Origin of the sequence: Nostoc sp. (genome assembly GCF_035638895.1) — a bacterium.
Taxonomy (GTDB): Bacteria; Cyanobacteriota; Cyanobacteriia; order Cyanobacteriales; family Nostocaceae; genus Nostoc.
In genome coordinates, this window is sequence record NZ_DASQZC010000586.1 from 1 (window position 1) to 18242 (window position 18242).

Annotated in this window: 32 protein-coding genes; 6 read left to right on the forward strand and 26 right to left on the reverse strand. The window is 42.5% G+C overall.

Features of this window, described 5'->3' with window-relative positions; genetic code table 11:
• Positions 1 to 743: 743 nt before the first annotated feature.
• From VE944_RS29145 to VE944_RS29185, 9 genes are all read right to left on the reverse strand, one after another.
• Positions 744 to 2432 (reverse strand): ATP-binding protein, encoded by a 1689-nt coding sequence (locus VE944_RS29145; protein ID WP_324985699.1) that lies wholly within the window; start codon positions 2430 to 2432, stop codon positions 744 to 746.
• A 3-nt stretch (positions 2433 to 2435) separates the two neighbouring features.
• Positions 2436 to 3008, reverse strand: a complete 573-nt coding sequence (locus tag VE944_RS29150; protein WP_324985702.1) for a hypothetical protein — start codon at positions 3006 to 3008, stop codon at positions 2436 to 2438.
• Positions 3009 to 3068: 60 nt separating this feature from the next.
• A complete protein-coding gene (locus tag VE944_RS29155) occupies positions 3069 to 3722 on the reverse strand; it encodes a hypothetical protein (RefSeq protein WP_324985705.1) in 654 nt (217 codons plus the stop codon).
• Positions 3723 to 3817: 95 nt separating this feature from the next.
• On the reverse strand, positions 3818 to 4399 hold the full coding sequence (locus VE944_RS29160) for a hypothetical protein (RefSeq protein WP_324985708.1): 582 nt from the start codon (positions 4397 to 4399) through the stop codon (positions 3818 to 3820).
• A 26-nt stretch (positions 4400 to 4425) separates the two neighbouring features.
• Positions 4426 to 4623 (reverse strand): hypothetical protein, encoded by a 198-nt coding sequence (locus VE944_RS29165; protein ID WP_324985710.1) that lies wholly within the window; start codon positions 4621 to 4623, stop codon positions 4426 to 4428.
• Between the two features lie 2 nt (positions 4624 to 4625).
• Complete coding sequence (locus VE944_RS29170) at positions 4626 to 5018, reverse strand: hypothetical protein (protein ID WP_324985713.1); 393 nt, start codon at positions 5016 to 5018, stop codon at positions 4626 to 4628.
• 248 nt (positions 5019 to 5266) lie between these two features.
• Positions 5267 to 5743, reverse strand: coding sequence for a hypothetical protein (locus VE944_RS29175; RefSeq protein ID WP_324985716.1), 477 nt, complete (start codon positions 5741 to 5743; stop codon positions 5267 to 5269).
• Positions 5736 to 6083 carry a hypothetical protein gene (locus VE944_RS29180; protein ID WP_324985719.1) on the reverse strand — a complete coding sequence of 116 codons (348 nt, stop codon included), beginning with the start codon at positions 6081 to 6083 and terminating at the stop codon, positions 5736 to 5738. Before VE944_RS29180 ends, VE944_RS29175 begins: the two co-directional genes overlap by 8 nt.
• A complete protein-coding gene (locus VE944_RS29185; protein WP_324985722.1) occupies positions 6080 to 6313 on the reverse strand; it encodes a hypothetical protein in 234 nt (77 codons plus the stop codon). The genes VE944_RS29180 and VE944_RS29185 overlap by 4 nt, the downstream gene beginning before the upstream one ends.
• Before the next feature lie 141 nt (positions 6314 to 6454).
• On the opposite strand from VE944_RS29185, the gene VE944_RS29190 reads away from it, so the two are divergent.
• Positions 6455 to 6715, forward strand: coding sequence for a hypothetical protein (locus VE944_RS29190; protein WP_324985725.1), 261 nt, complete (start codon positions 6455 to 6457; stop codon positions 6713 to 6715).
• 154 nt (positions 6716 to 6869) lie between these two features.
• On the opposite strand, the gene VE944_RS29195 is transcribed toward VE944_RS29190, so the two are convergent.
• From VE944_RS29195 to VE944_RS29205, 3 genes are all read right to left on the reverse strand, one after another.
• Positions 6870 to 7280 (reverse strand): helix-turn-helix domain-containing protein, encoded by a 411-nt coding sequence (locus VE944_RS29195; RefSeq protein WP_324985728.1) that lies wholly within the window; start codon positions 7278 to 7280, stop codon positions 6870 to 6872.
• Positions 7261 to 7563, reverse strand: coding sequence for a type II toxin-antitoxin system HigB family toxin (locus tag VE944_RS29200; RefSeq protein WP_324985731.1), 303 nt, complete (start codon positions 7561 to 7563; stop codon positions 7261 to 7263). The genes VE944_RS29195 and VE944_RS29200 overlap by 20 nt, the downstream gene beginning before the upstream one ends.
• A 400-nt stretch (positions 7564 to 7963) precedes the next feature.
• Positions 7964 to 8134, reverse strand: a complete 171-nt coding sequence (locus VE944_RS29205) for a hypothetical protein (RefSeq protein ID WP_324985734.1) — start codon at positions 8132 to 8134, stop codon at positions 7964 to 7966.
• Between the two features lie 121 nt (positions 8135 to 8255).
• Here VE944_RS29205 and VE944_RS29210 point away from each other — a divergent pair, with 121 nt between their 5' ends.
• The 3 genes from VE944_RS29210 to VE944_RS29220 all read left to right on the forward strand — a co-directional run bounded on the left by VE944_RS29210 (position 8256) and on the right by VE944_RS29220 (position 9370).
• Positions 8256 to 8456 carry a hypothetical protein gene (locus tag VE944_RS29210; protein ID WP_324985737.1) on the forward strand — a complete coding sequence of 67 codons (201 nt, stop codon included), beginning with the start codon at positions 8256 to 8258 and terminating at the stop codon, positions 8454 to 8456.
• A gap of 62 nt (positions 8457 to 8518) precedes the next feature.
• Positions 8519 to 8665 carry a hypothetical protein gene (locus tag VE944_RS29215; RefSeq protein ID WP_324985740.1) on the forward strand — a complete coding sequence of 49 codons (147 nt, stop codon included), beginning with the start codon at positions 8519 to 8521 and terminating at the stop codon, positions 8663 to 8665.
• A 480-nt stretch (positions 8666 to 9145) separates the two neighbouring features.
• Complete coding sequence (locus tag VE944_RS29220; protein WP_324985743.1) at positions 9146 to 9370, forward strand: hypothetical protein; 225 nt, start codon at positions 9146 to 9148, stop codon at positions 9368 to 9370.
• Between the two features lie 102 nt (positions 9371 to 9472).
• On the opposite strand, the gene VE944_RS29225 is transcribed toward VE944_RS29220, so the two are convergent.
• The 5 genes from VE944_RS29225 to VE944_RS29245 form a co-directional block, all read right to left on the reverse strand.
• Positions 9473 to 10087, reverse strand: coding sequence for a hypothetical protein (locus VE944_RS29225; protein ID WP_324985746.1), 615 nt, complete (start codon positions 10085 to 10087; stop codon positions 9473 to 9475).
• A gap of 1 nt (position 10088) precedes the next feature.
• A complete protein-coding gene (locus VE944_RS29230; protein ID WP_324985749.1) occupies positions 10089 to 10358 on the reverse strand; it encodes a hypothetical protein in 270 nt (89 codons plus the stop codon).
• A gap of 58 nt (positions 10359 to 10416) precedes the next feature.
• The gene (locus VE944_RS29235) at positions 10417 to 11613 is read right to left on the reverse strand and encodes a GIY-YIG nuclease family protein (protein WP_324985750.1); all 1197 of its coding nucleotides are present in this window, start codon (positions 11611 to 11613) and stop codon (positions 10417 to 10419) included.
• A gap of 169 nt (positions 11614 to 11782) precedes the next feature.
• A complete protein-coding gene (locus VE944_RS29240) occupies positions 11783 to 12481 on the reverse strand; it encodes a hypothetical protein (RefSeq protein WP_324985753.1) in 699 nt (232 codons plus the stop codon).
• 28 nt (positions 12482 to 12509) lie between these two features.
• Positions 12510 to 12932, reverse strand: coding sequence for a hypothetical protein (locus VE944_RS29245; protein WP_324985757.1), 423 nt, complete (start codon positions 12930 to 12932; stop codon positions 12510 to 12512).
• A 12-nt stretch (positions 12933 to 12944) separates the two neighbouring features.
• On the opposite strand from VE944_RS29245, the gene VE944_RS29250 reads away from it, so the two are divergent.
• Positions 12945 to 13316 (forward strand): hypothetical protein, encoded by a 372-nt coding sequence (locus tag VE944_RS29250; RefSeq protein ID WP_324985761.1) that lies wholly within the window; start codon positions 12945 to 12947, stop codon positions 13314 to 13316.
• Between the two features lie 57 nt (positions 13317 to 13373).
• Here the strand turns inward: VE944_RS29250 and VE944_RS29255 are convergent, their stop codons facing one another.
• The 5 genes from VE944_RS29255 to VE944_RS29275 are packed head-to-tail and all read right to left on the reverse strand — an operon-like array spanning position 13374 to position 15249.
• Complete coding sequence (locus VE944_RS29255) at positions 13374 to 13727, reverse strand: helix-turn-helix domain-containing protein (RefSeq protein ID WP_324985764.1); 354 nt, start codon at positions 13725 to 13727, stop codon at positions 13374 to 13376.
• Complete coding sequence (locus tag VE944_RS29260; protein WP_324985767.1) at positions 13724 to 14113, reverse strand: hypothetical protein; 390 nt, start codon at positions 14111 to 14113, stop codon at positions 13724 to 13726. Before VE944_RS29260 ends, VE944_RS29255 begins: the two co-directional genes overlap by 4 nt.
• Positions 14106 to 14408: a UPF0175 family protein gene (locus VE944_RS29265; protein ID WP_324985770.1), complete on the reverse strand. Its 303-nt coding sequence runs from the start codon at positions 14406 to 14408 to the stop codon at positions 14106 to 14108. Before VE944_RS29265 ends, VE944_RS29260 begins: the two co-directional genes overlap by 8 nt.
• Positions 14405 to 14836 carry a hypothetical protein gene (locus VE944_RS29270; protein WP_324985773.1) on the reverse strand — a complete coding sequence of 144 codons (432 nt, stop codon included), beginning with the start codon at positions 14834 to 14836 and terminating at the stop codon, positions 14405 to 14407. Before VE944_RS29270 ends, VE944_RS29265 begins: the two co-directional genes overlap by 4 nt.
• On the reverse strand, positions 14836 to 15249 hold the full coding sequence (locus VE944_RS29275; protein ID WP_324985776.1) for a hypothetical protein: 414 nt from the start codon (positions 15247 to 15249) through the stop codon (positions 14836 to 14838). The genes VE944_RS29270 and VE944_RS29275 overlap by 1 nt, the downstream gene beginning before the upstream one ends.
• 32 nt (positions 15250 to 15281) lie before the next feature.
• On the opposite strand from VE944_RS29275, the gene VE944_RS29280 reads away from it, so the two are divergent.
• Positions 15282 to 15836, forward strand: coding sequence for a hypothetical protein (locus VE944_RS29280; protein WP_324985779.1), 555 nt, complete (start codon positions 15282 to 15284; stop codon positions 15834 to 15836).
• 3 nt (positions 15837 to 15839) lie between these two features.
• On the opposite strand, the gene VE944_RS29285 is transcribed toward VE944_RS29280, so the two are convergent.
• The 4 genes from VE944_RS29285 to VE944_RS29300 form a co-directional block, all read right to left on the reverse strand.
• Entirely contained in the window at positions 15840 to 16532 is a 693-nt protein-coding gene (locus tag VE944_RS29285) for a hypothetical protein (RefSeq protein WP_324985782.1), read from the reverse strand.
• Positions 16532 to 17335 carry a phage tail fiber protein gene (locus tag VE944_RS29290; protein WP_324985785.1) on the reverse strand — a complete coding sequence of 268 codons (804 nt, stop codon included), beginning with the start codon at positions 17333 to 17335 and terminating at the stop codon, positions 16532 to 16534. The genes VE944_RS29285 and VE944_RS29290 overlap by 1 nt, the downstream gene beginning before the upstream one ends.
• An 83-nt stretch (positions 17336 to 17418) precedes the next feature.
• Positions 17419 to 17712 (reverse strand): hypothetical protein, encoded by a 294-nt coding sequence (locus tag VE944_RS29295; RefSeq protein WP_324985788.1) that lies wholly within the window; start codon positions 17710 to 17712, stop codon positions 17419 to 17421.
• 1 nt (position 17713) lies between these two features.
• A complete protein-coding gene (locus VE944_RS29300) occupies positions 17714 to 18184 on the reverse strand; it encodes a hypothetical protein (protein ID WP_324985791.1) in 471 nt (156 codons plus the stop codon).
• Positions 18185 to 18242 lie beyond the last annotated feature (58 nt).

The window sequence follows — 18242 nt, forward strand, 5'->3', positions numbered from 1 at the left end:
TGATTATCTCAACCGTCAATTTCATGTGCTAATCTTGCGCTAAAATTATTCCGTGCTTGCGGATAATTTCAGGTGATTTAGCATAATAATATTACCGTAAATCACGACGGCAAGATTATGCTTCCAATCAAAAAGCCGCCAAGTGGCGGCTTTTGAATTAATGGGCAGTACCAGACTCGAACTGATGACATCCTGCTTGTAAGGCAGTAGCGTTAGAAGGTAAAAGCCTTACAAGGTAAGAGATTTGATACATAGCAAAAAAGTTTGAGCTAATTTTGTGCTAATTGAGATTGTGAAAAATTATTCAGGAAGCGAATTTTTGCATTAAGTCGAAGAGGGGTGTAGATGGCGATCGCCTTTGGTATTGTCGCAGGTGATCGCTCATCGCCCTTCTGCTTGTATCATCTCCAAGAGCGATCACGCTCCGCTAAGAGAGCTTGTTGAATACAATAGTTGATACCCTAAGCGCAAGCGTCTAGTAAATTCTTCAGTATTTCGATTGCCCCACACTGGGTTTTTCTTGTCAGTAATCCAGTTACCTGAATTGTGGCAAACCTCGGTGTGACATCTCTCACATGTTGGAAACCAATTTTTTCCTAAGTGGTTGCCGTCGTAGCTGGTGTGGTGTAGCTCATTAAATTTGCGCTTTAAGCAACAGCAGCACAGAGAGCCGTACTTTTCTAGTTCCGAACGAGCGATCACACACTCTCTACTGTAATTATTGCCGTATCGTACCGAATAATCTAATTGCGGTTTAGTAGATACTCGTGCAGCAGCTCCACTTGTTTGCTGCTTGGTGCGTGTCCCATCATTTCTTCCCATTTTTCTTTGATCAGGTCTGGTGTCGGCACTCGCCCCAATTGGTCTGCCCATGCAATTAAGTCTTCGTGCCAGTCGGTTTGAATATCCTCTGGAGACGCTAAAGGAATGGTGAGAGGAAGTTGATTAATTGGTAGTAGCCCCTTGGGTTTATTGCCCTTCTTCTTGAACTGTTTATAGGTGTGGTGGGTGGGATGTATGGCTAAGGATTCAGGAACAGCACCACTGACAATACAGCTATAAGCTAATTCATCAATATGTTTCTTTCTGGGGTCATCTTTTTTCCATTGTTTAGCTAATTGTCTCGCCGTGGCATTAAGGGCAATGAGGAGATAGTTATTTCTCATTTGTGCTGATATCTTCAAGTCATCAGCATTAGAAGATTGATTTAAGGCAATGAAAATTATTTTGTATTTTCTGCCTTCTGAACCTAATCGCCTCAGCGCTAGTTCAATAATTTCTTTATCTGAGAAGCTATCTAAGCAAGCGTTAATCTCATCACCAAAGACAATAATTGTCGGTTCTAAATCTAGCTGCTGTTTGTTAAGCTCTCGCCGCGAATCAAGTAGCTCAATTAGTAGAATTAATTGCTGTTCAATTAGCGGGAAATCAGCGATCGCATGAATTCCTAGCTCTTGCCAAAGCACATTAACATTCGCGTGAGGGTCAAGGGCTAAAACTTGTGCAGGTTCATCTTTAGTCAGCCATCCTGCCACCCAAACCGCTACGGATGTTTTACCGCTACCAGAATTGCCAGCAACAATAATTCCGACTGCATCATCAACCAAATCCCGCCAGTCGTAAAATTCAAGTTCGCCTACCTTGCCGGGACACAACGCTTCGTAATCTATTTCGTCCGTCAGTTCTAATGCTGGAGTAGCAATAGCCGATAGATGCCTGCTAGCTTCACTTTTATGCTTGGCTTCTTCAGCTTCCGATTTTGCAATTTCCATTTTTAAACGTGCTAATTGCAAAAGACGCTGATATTCAGCTAATTGATTTTGTTTTTCAGCTTGTTCTCGGTCAAATTCGCGCTCACCTTCACTCTTATCTTTGATGCGAGTGATTTGGTCATTGCGAATAACCCGATCCTTGATGTACTCGGTTTCAACAGCAATTTTATGTGTAGTAATTTCACGTTGTTGAACGTTTTGTTGGATTTCTTGACTTAAATCGGTCTTCAATTCTTCAAAATAAGCTACAAATTCTATTTTGTAACGTTGCAATCGCTTTGATGTGAGTAACGTACCGCTAGACAACAACATCAAACTACCCAAAGCCCATTTTTTAGCATCGGGGTTGGTGGCTGGGATTGTCCGCAGCCGTGTAGCTTTTTCCGATAAGATAAATGTCCCTTCCGGTTGAAAGCGGGGATTAGTTGGTACATAATCCTCTTGTTTCCAGTACCCTTCTGGAATGATGTATTGCTTATCTTGAGTGCAATACTTAGCAGTACGATTGTTTTTTCTCTTGGGTTTAAAACAAAATTCAATTACATCATATTTAGTCCCAGACAAAGAATAGACTGACAACCCTAAGCCCGTCAAAGACAGAGTGATCGCCAGCCCGATACTGAATTGATTTTGTTGCTTAAACAACTTCAACCAATCCACTCTTTACCTCCTTAAAAGCTTGAAAATCACTGGAATAGCAGTTAACAGTAAAGATGCTCCTATAACAATTTGTAATTGTAAATTAATAGTCAGCCCATCTGTAGGCTGTACTTTGATTTCGTAGTTTTTTACTTCAACTTCAAAAGCCTGAATTGAATCATGAGCGTATTGCATAATAAGTCTGTATTCCTGGGTAGTGTTCCATGAAATACCAGCAGAAGCGATTAATTTACTACAGCCAAATACTACTCTTGAAATATCTCGTACTTTGTACTCACTTGAAAGGTCAATCCCTGCTTCTCCAATGTCAATCATGGCGGGGATTGAACCAAGAGAAAATCCTAGCAATCCCGCGCTCATTGTCCCCAACCCAAAGTCAATGGCTAAAAGGCAAAGAGAAATATTGGCAGAGTTGGCTGTCAATGTCAGTAAAAAATTACGAATTAATGTAAACGTTGCACAGGCTGATAAATAGTCTTTTTCTAGCCTATCTAAGTAATCTTGATATTCACGAGGCAGTGTTTGAGTTGGCAAGAAATCTTGTTGCTGGTCTATTTCGTCAGTGTCAAGTAACATTAGTTTATCAAGAATAATATTAGTACCCACTGCAATTTGATGTAATTGCAGTGGGTTTTATTAAATACCTAAAGCGTTTCGTAGTCGGCGGATTATCCCCATTGGGCTTTTTACTTCTGCTTGATAATCGCGTTTGTGAATCAGAGATAAATCGGCGTTGTCTCCATACTCTAAAAGATGTTCAGCCACTTTGAGTTCGTGGTTTTGGTTTTCCTGTAACTGCTTTAGCTGTATACGAGAACCTTGCTCAAGCAGGCGAACTTGTCCCTCAACATCTTGGATTACCATATCTGCAAACAGCCTGGCTCTGTTGTAATCAATTGCCCAGCTATGCCGTCCTTTTTCCATCTCAAGTGATGCTTTGAACTGCTCACGCAATTCATCCATGTCGTCCAAATACTTGATATTGGCAAAACTGGCTTGGCGCTTGGCTTTTTGAATATCAACTTCAGCCTTGCTGCCACTGGCAACAAGTTCACCTAAGAATTTATTCCAGTCACTCTCATTCTTGATTTTCGTTTTTACCGTTTCTGTAATTGCAGGCATGAGGGCGGCGGCCATTTGCCCTTCTCGATACATTGACCCCAATTTTTGGAGCGTGGCTTGATCTCCTGTCAATGCTTTCTGCAATTCCGCCACAGATACACCAGCTACCTTTTGTGCCGCCTTACCTGCTCTGGTGTTGGTTCTGATACGGGTTTTGATGTGTTTCATAGAAGATAAGTTGAGTTGCGAACAATAAAACTGGAACCAGTAGCAGCAACAACAGCAGATTGAATTTATGCTGTTGTCGGTAGTCAGCTATTTGGTCAACCAGAGATTTTGAAGAAGTCGAGAATTTCTGCTTCTGTGGCGCGAAACTTGTCTCTAGCTTGTCCTACATGTATAGAGAATGCGCGTGTTTTGTCGTCAAAGTGGTCGTTGCCTTCTTGTAACTTTGTGACGAAATGCTGTTCTACCTCTTGCATCATTTCATCGGTTTGTTGCTTATCTTGGTCGATTTGATGGTTTATCCAAGCAACAATTGCAGACTGAATTTGAGTTTTGAGCGAGGCGCGATCGCTTATCGCCCAGTCCATTTTTTGACTAATCAGCTTAATCTGTTCAACTGGCAAACTCACATCTATTGTGGAAGCAACTTGCTGGATTAAAGTTTGTCTTTGAGTTTGGCTCAATTCAGATGCAGAAGAATCCGTTCCTGATAGCGCAGTGTTGGCAAGTTCAAGAGCGTCAGATCCTGATAGTTTGTCAACAATTGCTGATATCTGATCTTCTGTAAGCTCCTCGTCGCGGTAATCAACCAAAACATAAGTTCTAAGATATTCGAGAGTGAATTTTTTTCCTCTATTTTTTAAACGAGACTGAATTACTTTAATTTGGTTTTGGTTCATTGTTGAATTCTTTATTGTGCAATTGATTATTCCGATAAATACTCAGCAATATTTGCGCTACTCAAGTCGAATTGATTATCACCATTTTTAGTACAAGGTTTTTCTGTGGTTACTTCAAAACACTTATCTGCAAATTCTTCCACACTTGCCTCAGTGCCAGCAGGAACATAGATTATTCTCTGCCCATCAGAAGCTCTTTGCTCAAAATCTTTGATGAATCTCATGGTTATGCAAATAACTTATACAAAACTTCTCCAAGTTCAGACACAGAATAAGTTCTATCGTTTCTGTAGCTTATTCCTATACTTCTAAACGCCCGATAAAACTTATGTTTGGATAGAGACGGACACTTTTTGTAGAGATAATCTTTCAGTACCGCACCTTTGATTTCACCATTTAGATCGGTGGCAGACTCCACTACTAAATTCAATACATGAGATGTGATCACCTTCCTGGGAGCAACCTTTTTGCATTTGGCTACAAACCGCAAATTATCAAAAGTGAGAGGCAATCGGGCAGTCACTAACTGATTTTTTAATTCTTGCCATTGGTAAGCACGAACTGACTTCCCCAAACAGGCTTCGTAAATTATTCTGGACTTCTCCTTTTGTAGGGGCATATTTTCTCCTTTTTTGAAAATTCAGTTGCGTCTGACATTTAGCGCAACTTATTATCCTGTGAGTAACGTGCAATTTTATTTGTGCTGGAATTAGCATTTAACGTCATAAAAATTGCAGTGCGTTACCAAATGCACGTTTTAGTGACCGTGCAATGCAACAACCTCAATAAAATAATCAACGGTGTAGACATTTTGCATGGTGTGCAGACAAATAGTGCAACGCCACATTACAAGCAAATAGTGCAACACTATTTTGGTAAAAAATCTGAGCAATCATTAGGCAAATCTGGATTTACAGCACAAGACAACAAACTGTTAGATGAAAAATAAGCACAATTACTGCATTGCTTATTTTCAACATTCAATTCTTGATTTGATAGAATCGACCCTATCTCCTGAGTGACTTCCACTATTTTCTGATTTAACAGATTTGAGTTTATTTCTTCAGCAAACTCCTTATCTGCTAAATATTCTCCTAATGTTTTGGCAATCAGTACTCCACTACCAGTGAAGAATAATCCCATGTATGTTAAGCCAGCGCCGTAGTTCACCATTTTTTGAGTAGCTGCTTGATGGGGTTTTAAGAAAAGAGCTAACTTCTGAACAGCTTTACTGCTTACACCCAAAAAACAAGCGCTTCCACCCAAGGCAATTAATATCAATCCTGCTGCACCAAGCGAAACAGTGAGCTTTTCACAGCGATTTAGTAGTTTGTTTTCACGCATATTTTTTGTGTCGCTTATTATGACGGCTGACTGGTATAAAAAACCAAATAACTGCCCAAAATATTAAAAGCAATCGCAGTAAGAAATTAACCCAAGGACGTAGCGGGGTTTTCCAAAATATCCATAGATGAATAATCCAGTGTGCAAATTTAGAGAGTGGAACCGTATCACACAATGGAATCTCTTTTTGGAAATTGCGGTAAGTCAGATGATGCACATTCCGGCTTTTCGCCCACGGGAATACGACACAGTGGTGTTTAGTCAAACCATGACACCGCTTACACTTTTCACGCCATTCATCTGAATTGATGTAGACATAATATTGAGGCGATCGGCTCATGCTTTTGCCACCTCAGCCAGTGATTGAGTCAGTACTTTGGCTGCTTGCAAAAGCTTGTCCGGTTCTTCTGCGCTTGATGCTGCTGTCAGCAATAATTCATTAGCCTCATGTATCGTGTCTATCAGTTTATTGATAATTGCTTTCTGGTTTTTAATCCTGGTGATCAATTCAGTTTGGTTATAAGCAGGATTGGTGTTGAATTGGGTTTCTAAGTCTCTAATGGTGTCCATATTGCTGAACTGGGTTAACAGAAAAAATCTTAGCATAACCTGCATACTAATGGGATACTAATACAGGTAAAATAATGGAATAATTGAAATACACAGCGAAGTAACCCCCTAGTACCCCACAATATTAAAGATTAAGGACTTATGGAAACAGCAGAAAAAATGCCCAGGACTAAAGCGGAGTCAAAGGTAAGGATAGATGTATATCTACCAAAACCTTTGGTAGAAGAAATTGAGCGTGTAGCGAAGGCCGACGGCTGGACAGAGGCCGAACTCTATCGAATGCTCGTTCTTGACGGGCTATCCGTCTATTCTGAAAAATCGAACAAACGTTTGATAAATGAGCAGATGAGGAAAAAACGCAAAGTCCAGGAGGAAGAGACGGACGATGACAACAGCGATTAGACCAAGCTTCCAAGCAGGCGATCACCTACTCCGTCGGCTTGTTGCGTCCAATGCCGAGCGATCGCAAGCAAGTCCGAGCCTATGCGATATACGGTAACAGGCGGAAAAGGATGCTGGGGAGGGGTAAGAGCGATGGCAAGTCAACTTCCCCTTTTCAACTTATTGGGAAAAAAGCGGCTGGTGAAATATGAAAGAATTTTGCCAGTTCTCCAATATGTCTAGTTGTTAGTTTGCGTCGTTTTTTTAATATGTCTGACACAATGGACTCTGTTTTAAAAATGGGTACTAAATCTTTTTGAAGTAACCCATTTTCCTCTATCAGAACTTTGAGTAAATCTATTCCATAAATATCAGGTACAAGCTCTTGCGTTTGCTCGTACTCGTAAACGAGAGTGCCTAAAATATTAAGATAATCTTGCTCGTCTGATGTTAGCGGGGCACTATCTATCAGAGAATCGATGACTTTTTGAGTTGCAAATAAATCCTCGTCAGTTTTGATGGGACGGGGAGGAAATGCTTGTAGTAGCTCAATGTAAGTAGGGTCTTTATTTAAACCAAGGGTCATTTTTCCATTTGTCGGTATCGTACTCCACATGAGTCAAGATATTGCGAATAAATATTTTTTTGCTTTGATAATCAATAAAAGCAATAAGACGGTATTTATTTCCTTGAATGTTAAAAACTGTAAGTTGACCTACGGAATCGGCGGACTTAAAAGCTTGGCGAACTTCAAATATATTTTGCCACTCGGCTGATTTTGCAACTTTGTTCCAAGCACTTAAACTAGCTTCAGCATCAGGATAGCTTTGATAAAAAAGTTTCAGTTTTGTGACAGAAATAATGTGCATACGGATCGATTTTTTTATAGTTTAGGTTCATGGCTACTCCTTTGACGCTCTGTTGTTCTCTTTAGTTTAATTGCAGACATTTCTAGATTATGTGCAACGTCTAGAAATTCTCTATCATTAACTTAGCAATTTGCGAAGTTAATGTCAACACTCTTTTTGTGGGCGGATAAATAAAGGGCGACACCGATGGCGGAAAGGCTCAACGCTGTTGGAATTGCTCTTAGTTGCTACAAGACAGCTGCCAACAACTGACTCATGCGGGTAGAGCCACAGATAAGGCGAAGTCAAAGGCGATCGCCTCTCCCAACACCAGTGATCATGCAAAAACCCTCCTGAAGAATTTTTCAGAAGGGGTTTATTGGCTTAGGTTGTCTCGTCCAATATGAAGCGATCGCTTTGCCTACTTCAGATGTAGACCAAAATTTTTGTGTTTTCCTCTGAGCCTGCGCTTGCGGCGTTTAGATATTTGATCGTCATGGGTGTCATGACCAAGATTTAGCCATAGAACAGGAAGAGATGTTTTACCGCAACCAGCTTCACCTGTTAAATACATAACACTAGATTCACTCATCCTTTTTTTACCTTGCTATCGTGCTTTTGCCGGACAATACACACTCTACAAAAAACTTGAAAAATCTTTCAATTGGATTGCATCGGATCTTCGCGTCCAATCCCAAGTGATCACAGTTGAGATGACACGAACAGGGAGCGATCGCATAACCGCAGCAAAAAGAATGATATTACGGGCTGGCGTATACGAAGTTAAAGAGCGATCTCAACCAAAACAGACAATTGAAGTAAGCAATGAGTTGGCTAGTTCTCTGCAAGCAGCAGCAGATGCACAAGGCGTAACGGTTGAGGCTTACTTGCAGAGACTGGTTTATGGCAATTGAAAGCGATCGCAACACCAAATCCAGGAAAATTTTCCTGGATGCACAATTGAGAGGCTATTAGGGTGTTAATCAACAGCAACTACATTGCAGTTAAAATTGTTGATGCCAAGAAAGCTGAATATTTCAAGATGCAAGCAAGACCGACGCGGCAAGAGCCAGAATTTTTCAATAAAATGATGGTAGCTATTCCCTTTAAATTATGTGATTAATTCTTGTGCGACGAAAAGACTATTAAGTGACTCACAATTAAGAAATTTAACCCAGGAATACCATTTGATAGATGGCAGTGAGATTCCTTTGCTTATCAGATTGCTATGGGATATCAGGCATTTTGAAGAAGATTTGTTACAACTTCCTTTACATCAATTGCAACTATTGATTGTCCAGGTTTGCGAGATTGATCATGATATCTCACTGCAAATTATCGAATTTTGCACAGAAAATCGGTCAATAACTCAGGGCTAAAGCCACTGAGCTTGCAAGACTGTTAGTATGCAGGCGGCGCTGCATTATGAAACTTTCGCTTCACTAGTGCTTCAAAATGTGAACAGAGAAATACTTAAAAGCAGGGAAATTGCTTGTTTTAAGTATTCAGTGGCAATGCTGGCGCATCATTGGCTGATGCCTAGTTACCATAGAAATCAGGCAATTCTCAGTATGTTTTCTACTATTATCCCAGCGACAAAATCATGAAAGCTGAACATATTCAAGCGGTAACTCCGCTGGTTTTAGGGGCAATCGCTGGCTTCATTGCCGTCGCCATTGTTTTTGCACCCAATATGTCTGATGCCCGCGCGGCGGCAGGCTTCGGGCTGGCGGGTACTGCGATCGGCACGGCTGGCGGGCTTGCCCAAAGTAAGGGCGTTAATTTGGATAGAAGCGATGCTTATTCAGAGCAAAACAACCATGAGTGAACAATTGGCAAGAGAAAGTGCGACACCGAATAGCCCGTCGTAGACATCGCTCCTTTATGAATTGGTCGATCAAAGCAACGATCGCCCTTCCTGAAAAACTTTTCATAAACCATCCTGCAAAATCACACATGCTTTCAAGTTGTGATGCGGATTCGACAATTCTTTCTTAATCCTTTCTTCCAGCAGATCAAGCCAATCAATGCGCTCCATCTGAGCTTCCCAGTGTAGAAAGGGGATTTGTGACACATTCCCTAGCACTAGCGCACTCAATGCGACCATCTTAACTGCACGACGTGGTGCAAGTTCTGAAAGTGCAAAGCTGTTGTTGGCGCTCCCTTCAAGATTAACGTCCCAGATGCCCAAAGGATCGCTAGTACCATTGCGCCAGACCCGCCAGACCGCAAAGCGATGCGTGAGTACAGAGTTGCGTTGATAGTCCAGCGTTGGTATGCGGATAGGGGTTCCTTGGAAAGTCCCAGCCAATTCTGTATGCAACTCTCTGAGATAGTCAAGCGTAATGAGGTAGTCGCATTGTCCGTGGGTCGAGATGATGCGATAGGTTGCTCTTTCTCCTGGCGTGTCCCGTTCAATTCTGAGTACAGCGCAATCTGTTCCGTACCACTGTTTGAGGATTTTTGGATAAATACGTTTCTTTTTCTTGGGTCTGAATAATTGTTTAATCCAGTGTTGGACTTTTGAGAGCCAGTTATCTGCCACATCACTCGCGCCCCTTTGTAAGGATTTGTCCTAGAGCCAGAGCGATCGCATCTGTTGGTAATCCTAAAATTGCAGCAATCAGAGCGACACAGGGATAAAAGACTTGGGGATTTAATTCGCGGGAGGCGATCGCAAACTCAATTCCAGACTTATTGAATTTAAAGGAAATGTCGGTGGACTGAGCCGCGATCAGAGTTGTCAAAAAAAGCGCAAAGAGGTAAGAGTAACCCTTGCCAAGGCGAGAATCGTTTTTGGGTGGGGTGATAGCCATTATTGCTGGCAAGTGGTGTACTCATTCAAAATTCCCTCACGTTGCCGCCGTGGGTGCTTTAGGCGTAGCGGCAGGTGTAGCCTTTGTAGTGCGATCGTTTGCCACGGGCGACTTTGTTCAAGCCAGATTGATCTAGTCCATGCTCAGAGCAAAATTTGGTAAGGCTGGTGACTGCTACTTCTTCGCCATGCGGCGTGGTGATAATAAAATCTTTGCCTTTGCCTCTGAGTGCCAAACGTTTAATGCGGATTTCTTCAGGTTCGTTAGCTAGGCGACATAGCCAGCCTTTGTAGTGTCGTCTTTCACCGTTGGCGACACGCCACATAGCAGAAGCGTCTAAGTTGTGTTCTGCCGAAAATGCGTACATACTTTCGCTTGTGAACTCAATGCCAGTAGGTGAAGTAACTATATACTCTTTGATGTCGAACTTTAGTTTTAGCGCTGCAATGGTTGTTTCCTGCTCTTCTTTGGTGATATGAGCGTAACGACATTTCCAGCCTTTGTGAGCGATTGCATTACCACGAGCGCAATAACTCATGTCGGTGTGAGTTAGTCCATTTTGCCTACAGAATTCTGCCATATTTCTAACGTGAATTTCTTCACCAGACGGACTGGTAACTACGTAATTTTTAGAATTTGCCTCTGTTGCAGTTTGAGCGATTTTTCGTCGTGCTTCTGGAGATAGAGGGTTTTCTATGCTTCTGAGTCGCACGTTTTCACAAAACTCTGGTGATCGCTTTCTGCCCCTAAGTTTTGCGGCGGTTTTGGCTACTGCTTCGGGTGATCGCTTTACCCCGATCCTCGCCTCTCTTGATTTGCGTATGGTTTCCTCAGAGCGTTTGATTCCTGTCAAAGCCTCGCTGATTCTCTGCCTAGTTTCAATAGAAGCTTTTCTGCCTTTAAGCTTGCTTTCGCCTTTGATTCTGCATCCAAGATAGGAGCGAACGCTAGGGTTGATATTGTAACTTTTGTTTTGCGTTCCAAGTCCTATGGCATCAATGAAAACTTGCTCGAAATCTATGCACTTTTCTGGCGGACAGACTAAAGCTATTTCAAAAGTGAATGCCTCAATACCGTATTTGTTGAAGTGGTTTTGGAGTATTGGTGAGTGATGTTTTCCCGTTTTCAGTTGCCAGAGATGGTGTATCAACCTTCCTCTGAATCCTTTCTTGCTTGCGGCTGAACCAATGTAGACAAAATTATTAACTGTGCAGCGAATGATGTAAACACCCGTCTCTTTACTGTTAGTATTCATGTAGACCTTGCTTTGCTGAATCCAAAGTGATGGTTTAGTGGTTCATTTTTTGGTGTCAACAAAACATGAACCACGCTTTTAATCTACAATAATTATACTACAAAATAAAAGCTCAAATCTAGATATAGTAAAGATTTGAGCTTTTTAATATTCAATTTAATGATTATTCTTAAGTCAAAGAATATCTGGCAATCTTTGGCGATCCTTGGCCCATAAAGCTGCAAGTAAATGTGATTATCGAGTTAGAACTCATTGCTTTGTTCATATTCATCACGACCGTTGCACCTTCCAAACCATCACCTTTTGCAAAGCCGTTTGGTGGTGCATCTTCTTGCCAAACATAAACCTCTCTGCCGGATACAGCTTGACTTGCTGCATAAAATACTCGACGGAAAGCATCATCAGTCGTCAGCAGGTTTGCAGTCCAAGGGAGTTCCCAAGATTGCCCAGTGATCGCCCCATCTTTGTATCCTAATTCATCCTCAAATACCAATACATCAGCCCGATCGCTATTGATATTGGCATTTAATTGAGTACCACCAAGTAGCCTCAATTTGGCAACATATTCAGCAGTGGAACTACCTGTTAATGCAGCCGCCGCAGGTTCAATTGTCAGAGTAGTGTCGCCTACCTTGGCATCTTTAGTTAAATAAACAAGTAGCGTTGCTGTGCCATTGTCAAAAAGTAAGGGTGTACCACCTGCAATAGGCCCTGTCAATGCAGTTACAGTCACGCTAGTTGCTGAAGAGGTAATGCCAGTGGCGGCGGTAACTTCTACATCTACTGGTTCAGTGCGATCGCCCAATGGCAACAAAGCCACAAACAGCTTTACCTTGTTGCCTGCGCCGACTTGGAAAGTTTTAGACATTCTGATCTCCGGAGATTTTGATCCGGTGTCAGAGTTCCCTCACTTGCCAATCTGTAATAAAAATCTTGCACTGTTCAACAGTTAGCAACTTTTCTGTTGCTGGCATTGTGCTAACTCTTTCTATTAGATAATCAGCAGGCAAATCACCACTCAATAGTCCAATTACTTCCACCAAACTTTGATTTGTATCCCACTGCTTGAGGTGAATTTCCCATGAGTTAGTAAAAGTGCGATCGCCTCCAATATTCGCACTAACCTCTGGGTATGGCTGCTTGATTACCACTTCTAAGCCTGAAACTTTTGTACCATTTTCAGGATAATTCCAGCCTTTATCTGGATCGGGGAGACAGGCGATCGCTTGGGCTGTGGTGCGATCTGGAAAGGTGTAAGTTCCTAATAAATCTTTAATAACAGCAAATACATCATTTCGTAAAATAAGAGCATTAATCATAGTTTAAATAACATGAAACAAGTATCTGAAGTTATTCCCTGGTGTGAAGGTTGGAATAAATTTATTCGTCGTGGACGCTGTTTTGACAATGCAATTTTTGTTGCAAATATGCATTCCTGCGCCGAATATATTGAGGGATACGCTTGGAATGATGAACAATGGATGCATCATGCCTGGAATCGCCACAAGGGGCAGGAATTTGATGTAACCTATCAGTTTCATGCCGCTCATTTGTTAAATAGCGACCGCGAAATTGAAATAGCTGGTACTGTTAATAATTTAAGAATCCAAGGGTATGTGCTTGATACACTATTCCTAGTTCCGCTAGTCGAACAACGCTATCGAGTCAAGAGTGGCTTGCCTGGGGTTATTGTAAGAAGATGAAAAATTTTTCATAAGGTGCGCTCCTGATAGTCAAAGCACATCCGCTCCCACAAATCCTCAAATATCTTTTCGATTTCCTCTACAATCACGATATGCAGCTTTGATAAGAATAGCCAAGACGTTGGCAGTAGCTGGATCGAGATTTTTGTCTGATTGTAACTGGAGAGCGATCGCTTCTGGTACAGACAAAGGGTTGCTAATCTCAACGCTTCCAAAGAATGTAGATGGCGATACGTCCAGCCAGTTACAAAGTGCTATAAATGAAGACATGTCAGGCGTTTGACCCCTCTCTACTCGTGAAAGCGTAGACGGACTAATGCCAGCTTCGTCAGCCACTTCACGTAAGACATTTGTACCGCGTTTTTGGCGAATTAGTCTGGAGAGTCGTTCTAGGTCAAGTTGATATTTCACAGATATTTATTGAGTTGCTGCTGCATAATCTCTGCTGCGTTACATTCTTCTAATCCAACATGAGTCCAAGGTCTAGCAGGTAATTCAGTGCCGTTTTTGGTGGTTGCGCCATCGTGAACGATCGCAGCATAATCAGCCTCCCAGGTATACTCTGCGGCATTAGCAGTTCTGGCAATTACCAGTGAGTCGTAGAGTTCTCCTGTATCGTAGATGTCACGGGGAGACGAAACGATGTCGGAATTTTGACGGAGAGTTTCACGGGGCCATTCCCAGATGTCGGAGGCGATCGCATTTTGAAACGCCTCCCCTTGTGCCTCAACTACCACGTCAAAAGCTTTATTGATAACTGAATTTAGCTTGCTAAAATCGATGTTGATTTTAGGCATTTTCTATATCTTGCTCTAACTCCTCAACTGTGTTTATGCCTAAATCAAGAGGGATGTTTTCTGCCCTCAAAAACTGTTTTGCTTCCTCCACTGATATACCTAACAGTTCTGCAAAATGGCAGAGAGATATTTGCTTTTTCTCATATAACTCAATGGTTGTAGTTGTTCTTGCAACCCAGTCCTGTATTGCCTCGAAAGGTGTGTATCCTTCGCCTGGAGTTCCTTGTCCTGGATGGATATAAGTTTTATAACTCAGAACATTATCATATTTTGCTGTTGTGAGATGGAGATTCATAGTATTTTCAATTTATACAAATTATCCAGAATTTGACGAGTGCAACTGCCAATGCAATAAGCTAGTTTTTCCTCATTTTCGTCAATCTGGTCAGTCAATTGCAACTGCTGAGTCAATCGAAGATAACTGGTTGCCATGTGAACTGCTTCATGGGAGATGCACTCGCTCCCAAGTATTTCCTTGCAAAACAGCACATCCCCTATTTTGGGTGCTGTGATTCGCTTCTCCCCTTCACATCTTTCTCGCCACAGAGGAATTGTGAGCGCCCCATATCCGCCGTTTTTATCTTTATCCCAAGTTGACAATTTTGCCCCAGCATCCCACATTGTGGCTCTAGCTTCAAAGATGTGAACGTGATAGTAGTGGCGAAAGTCTTTGATAAATGGGTTGTATTTTGCGGGGACAACTTTGATTTTGGCAAGCCTCATCAATTCCTCCTGAATATTCCCCGAATAGGTGTAATCGCATCAATCGCCATTGCTACAACATAAGGAGATTGCACTACGGGTAGTAGCTTGAATCTCCCTGTTTCTGGCTTCCCAATTGTCACCACAATTTCAATATCAGCTTCTGCCAAAAACTCAATTCCTTGGGGGTAAGTTTGCGGCTCGACTAAATACCCTTCTAGCAGCACAGCATGACCGTCAGCGCCAGCAAATTGCTGAATTTCGTTGGCATAACGGTTGACTGTGCTGGTGTCGGTTGTGGGCTTCAAGACTGCTTTGATTATGCGGGGTTGGTAGTTAAGAGAACGGTTGCCGACAGCGTTGATTGTGTAAGTACCGTCAGCAACAAGAAAAGTGAGGGTGGTGTTTTCAAAACCTGAGAAGGGTGATGTCATTATTGATAGTGGATCATCAATAGGGTGCAAGCATGAATCAAGAACCTGTTATTTTGTCGGTTGAGTCATATATCAATCCAGAAACATTTAAGCCAGAGGTAAAAATTGAATATAAAGGCAAGCAACTTTTTGTCACTGCAACTGATGCCACAAAAAAAGCGATCGCCATTATCAACGCTGCTGCATACGCTGAATCGGAAGGGGCATTGTTTAAAGCATTAGCCCCAGATATACCCAAAGGTTTTGGCAAGCCCAGCAAAGATGTACAAATGGCAGTTGCAGCACTAAGATTAGTAAGAGAAAAACGACAACCATTGCCTGTTGATGTAAATGCTATTTTTGGATTTAATACACAAAAACCATTAGTAGAAATTGATTATCAAGAATTTAAAACCACCCTTGATCTAGATGATGCCAGGAACCATGCAGCAGTTCTGTTGCAAGCATCAGAAGCTGCTAGGTTTGACGCTTTCTGGTTTAAGTTTGGCAAAGAACTAAGCATGAGTGAAGGTGAAATTCAGTCGGTAATAAATGAATATCGAGTCTATAAAGAACGCTATTATGTTGAAGCTTTGTTTAAGCTATGAAGTTTACCCCGCAGAATAAACAGTGAAGTTGCCCAATGCCACAGTATAAACTCTCCCTAAGCCATCGCTGAATTTGAGTGTGTAACTCAATTCCACCTCTGAATTGGGGAAACTTTCTGTGTCGCCAGGGTCAATACTGAAGCTACCCATTACAGTTTCAATCTTGGTTTGACCATCCACCGCCGGATCGTTTTGATGAACAGCAGAACCTGATTTAACAATTGGCGCGGCAAACAGATCGTCTTTGCGCTTGGCGGTAAATTCGGCATTTAATCCATCAAGCCTTTGACCCTGAATCTTGAAAGATAGAGCGGTTAAGTCTCCCTTCACCAAACGCGATCCACTGAACGCGGGTGCGTTTGACCCAGGTTGCAACAGAGTACTCAAGTCAGCCCTGTACAACGAACCTTTGGGAGGCGCTGCGGGAGAGACATTGAGGAAGAATTTGACTTGGGAGTTGGTAGTAGATGTGATCACTCCTGCGGGAAAATTCAGCTTCCGCTTGAGTGTCCCAGCAAGGTTGGAAGTGAAATTAACTGTGTCAGGTTTCACCGAGCGCTTTTTACCCAATGCCCCCACGCTGGCAGATAATACCGTGGTAATTGTGCCGGGTCTACCCAAATTTTTGCGGATTTTGATTGTGGCGATGTCGGCGGTGGTAGCCGATGCAATGACACCAGATGCAAAGTTTGTCATTAATCAAGGGTAATGGTAAGGGCAGATGCAGGGATGGTGGGAATTGTGCCAGCGCTGATTACCTGAGTTGGGGATAGTGCATAGCGCCCAAGGTAATTGCCGCCGCTAGAAGCATCAAACAACTGAACGTGAGTGGCAGTGCCCTGAGAACCTGTAGCTTCACCAAAAGCGATGTCTGTGGCGTTTGTTTTGCTGCCAACTGTGGCGACGGGGAAGTTATTGGTGTTGTTAGTTACGCTAGTTCTTGCGTATCCATTGCCACTGGGTTCTGTGCCAGCTAGGGCATCTGTAGGACTGCTGGTAGCGTAGGCAGCGTACAAAGTGGTAATTACATTGAAGGGCACGTTGCCGAATAGCTGGTTAAGCAGGGCATTTTTCACGTAGTTGCTCAATCCCCCGGCTGCAAACTGCACCGTGAGGGAACCTACGGGAATTCGCATGGCATCGCCCACGGTGATGTTGATGGGGCTACTCAAGGGGAAGTACACCAGCATATTGCCACTGGTGGGAGAATCGAAAACTGCGATCGCTTGTACTAATCCATGATTCGAGGTTGCCTCGGAAAACTGAATTTCTGTGGCGTTGGACTTGATTTGATTGGCGGTGACAGCAAAGTTTGCGGTGTTGTTAGTGACGGCGATTCTCTGGTATCCGCCTGAATTCGGTTCAGCGCCAGGGCCAGTTTCGCCGGCAACGCCTACCATGTAGCCGAAATATAATATGTTGGGTGTGCCGTAGGGTACGCCACCGAATAGTTGATTTAATAGCTGGGCTTCGCAAAAATCGCTTAGGGAGCCTGACATGAGTTAATTTCTTGCAAGAAACTTCGTTGGTATGGTTCCCTTTTTATGCAAGAAATCTTCTGTCAGATTAGACCGTGCGTTCGCTAGCTAATAAGTTCGTTTAAATTTTTTTGCACAACTTCTTTGGCAAACCTAGAAGCTCTACGAGTCAAAGCTCTGTCGGACGGCAGCTCTTTGCATCTTGTTCCAAAATGGTAAGACTTCCCGCTCCAGATAAATTCAAGCGCCCAAAAGTTAGCTTCAGCGTAGACTCTTACAAAGCCAAATGGTGTAGTCACAACACCGTCTGTATATCTTCCACCGCTTACAACGTGATGTGAATAATTACTAGAAGTTATTGATATTTTTGAGACCCTGCTATTCTCTACTAAATTCATATCAACTCCTCAACAACATTCCGCCTCCACCCATTGTATCTGGTGATGGCGGTAGACCCAACTGATAGCGCAGTTTTTCAATCAAGTCATCCCTTTGGGTAAACATCCCGGCACTTCTTGAACTCGTCTCCCACTCCAAAACATCGGCGCGTTTCAAAGCACTATTAACAGAACTTCGCTCACTAAAAATCGCCCTTTCAATCATCTGTAAATCAGCCATGATCTGCAAGACTTGATTCACCAAAAATTCAGACTTCTGCTCAATTATGTTTAACCTTGCCCAGATATCATCCTCTTGGAATAGCAGTGGCACAGGGCGATTTTTCTGATATTCAGTTGGTGTGAGGGTAGCATCAAAGCGGTAAAAATCATTGGGCGCGTCGGCGTACTGCGATCGCATTTGGTCAGTTCTCAAGTACGCTTCATTGAGGGCGGTGAGGATTTGATATCTTTGTTCTAGAGTAAAAGGCATATCAATAATTTGTAATTGTTAATTAATGGTTCCAATTTATGGTGAATATACAAGAGAT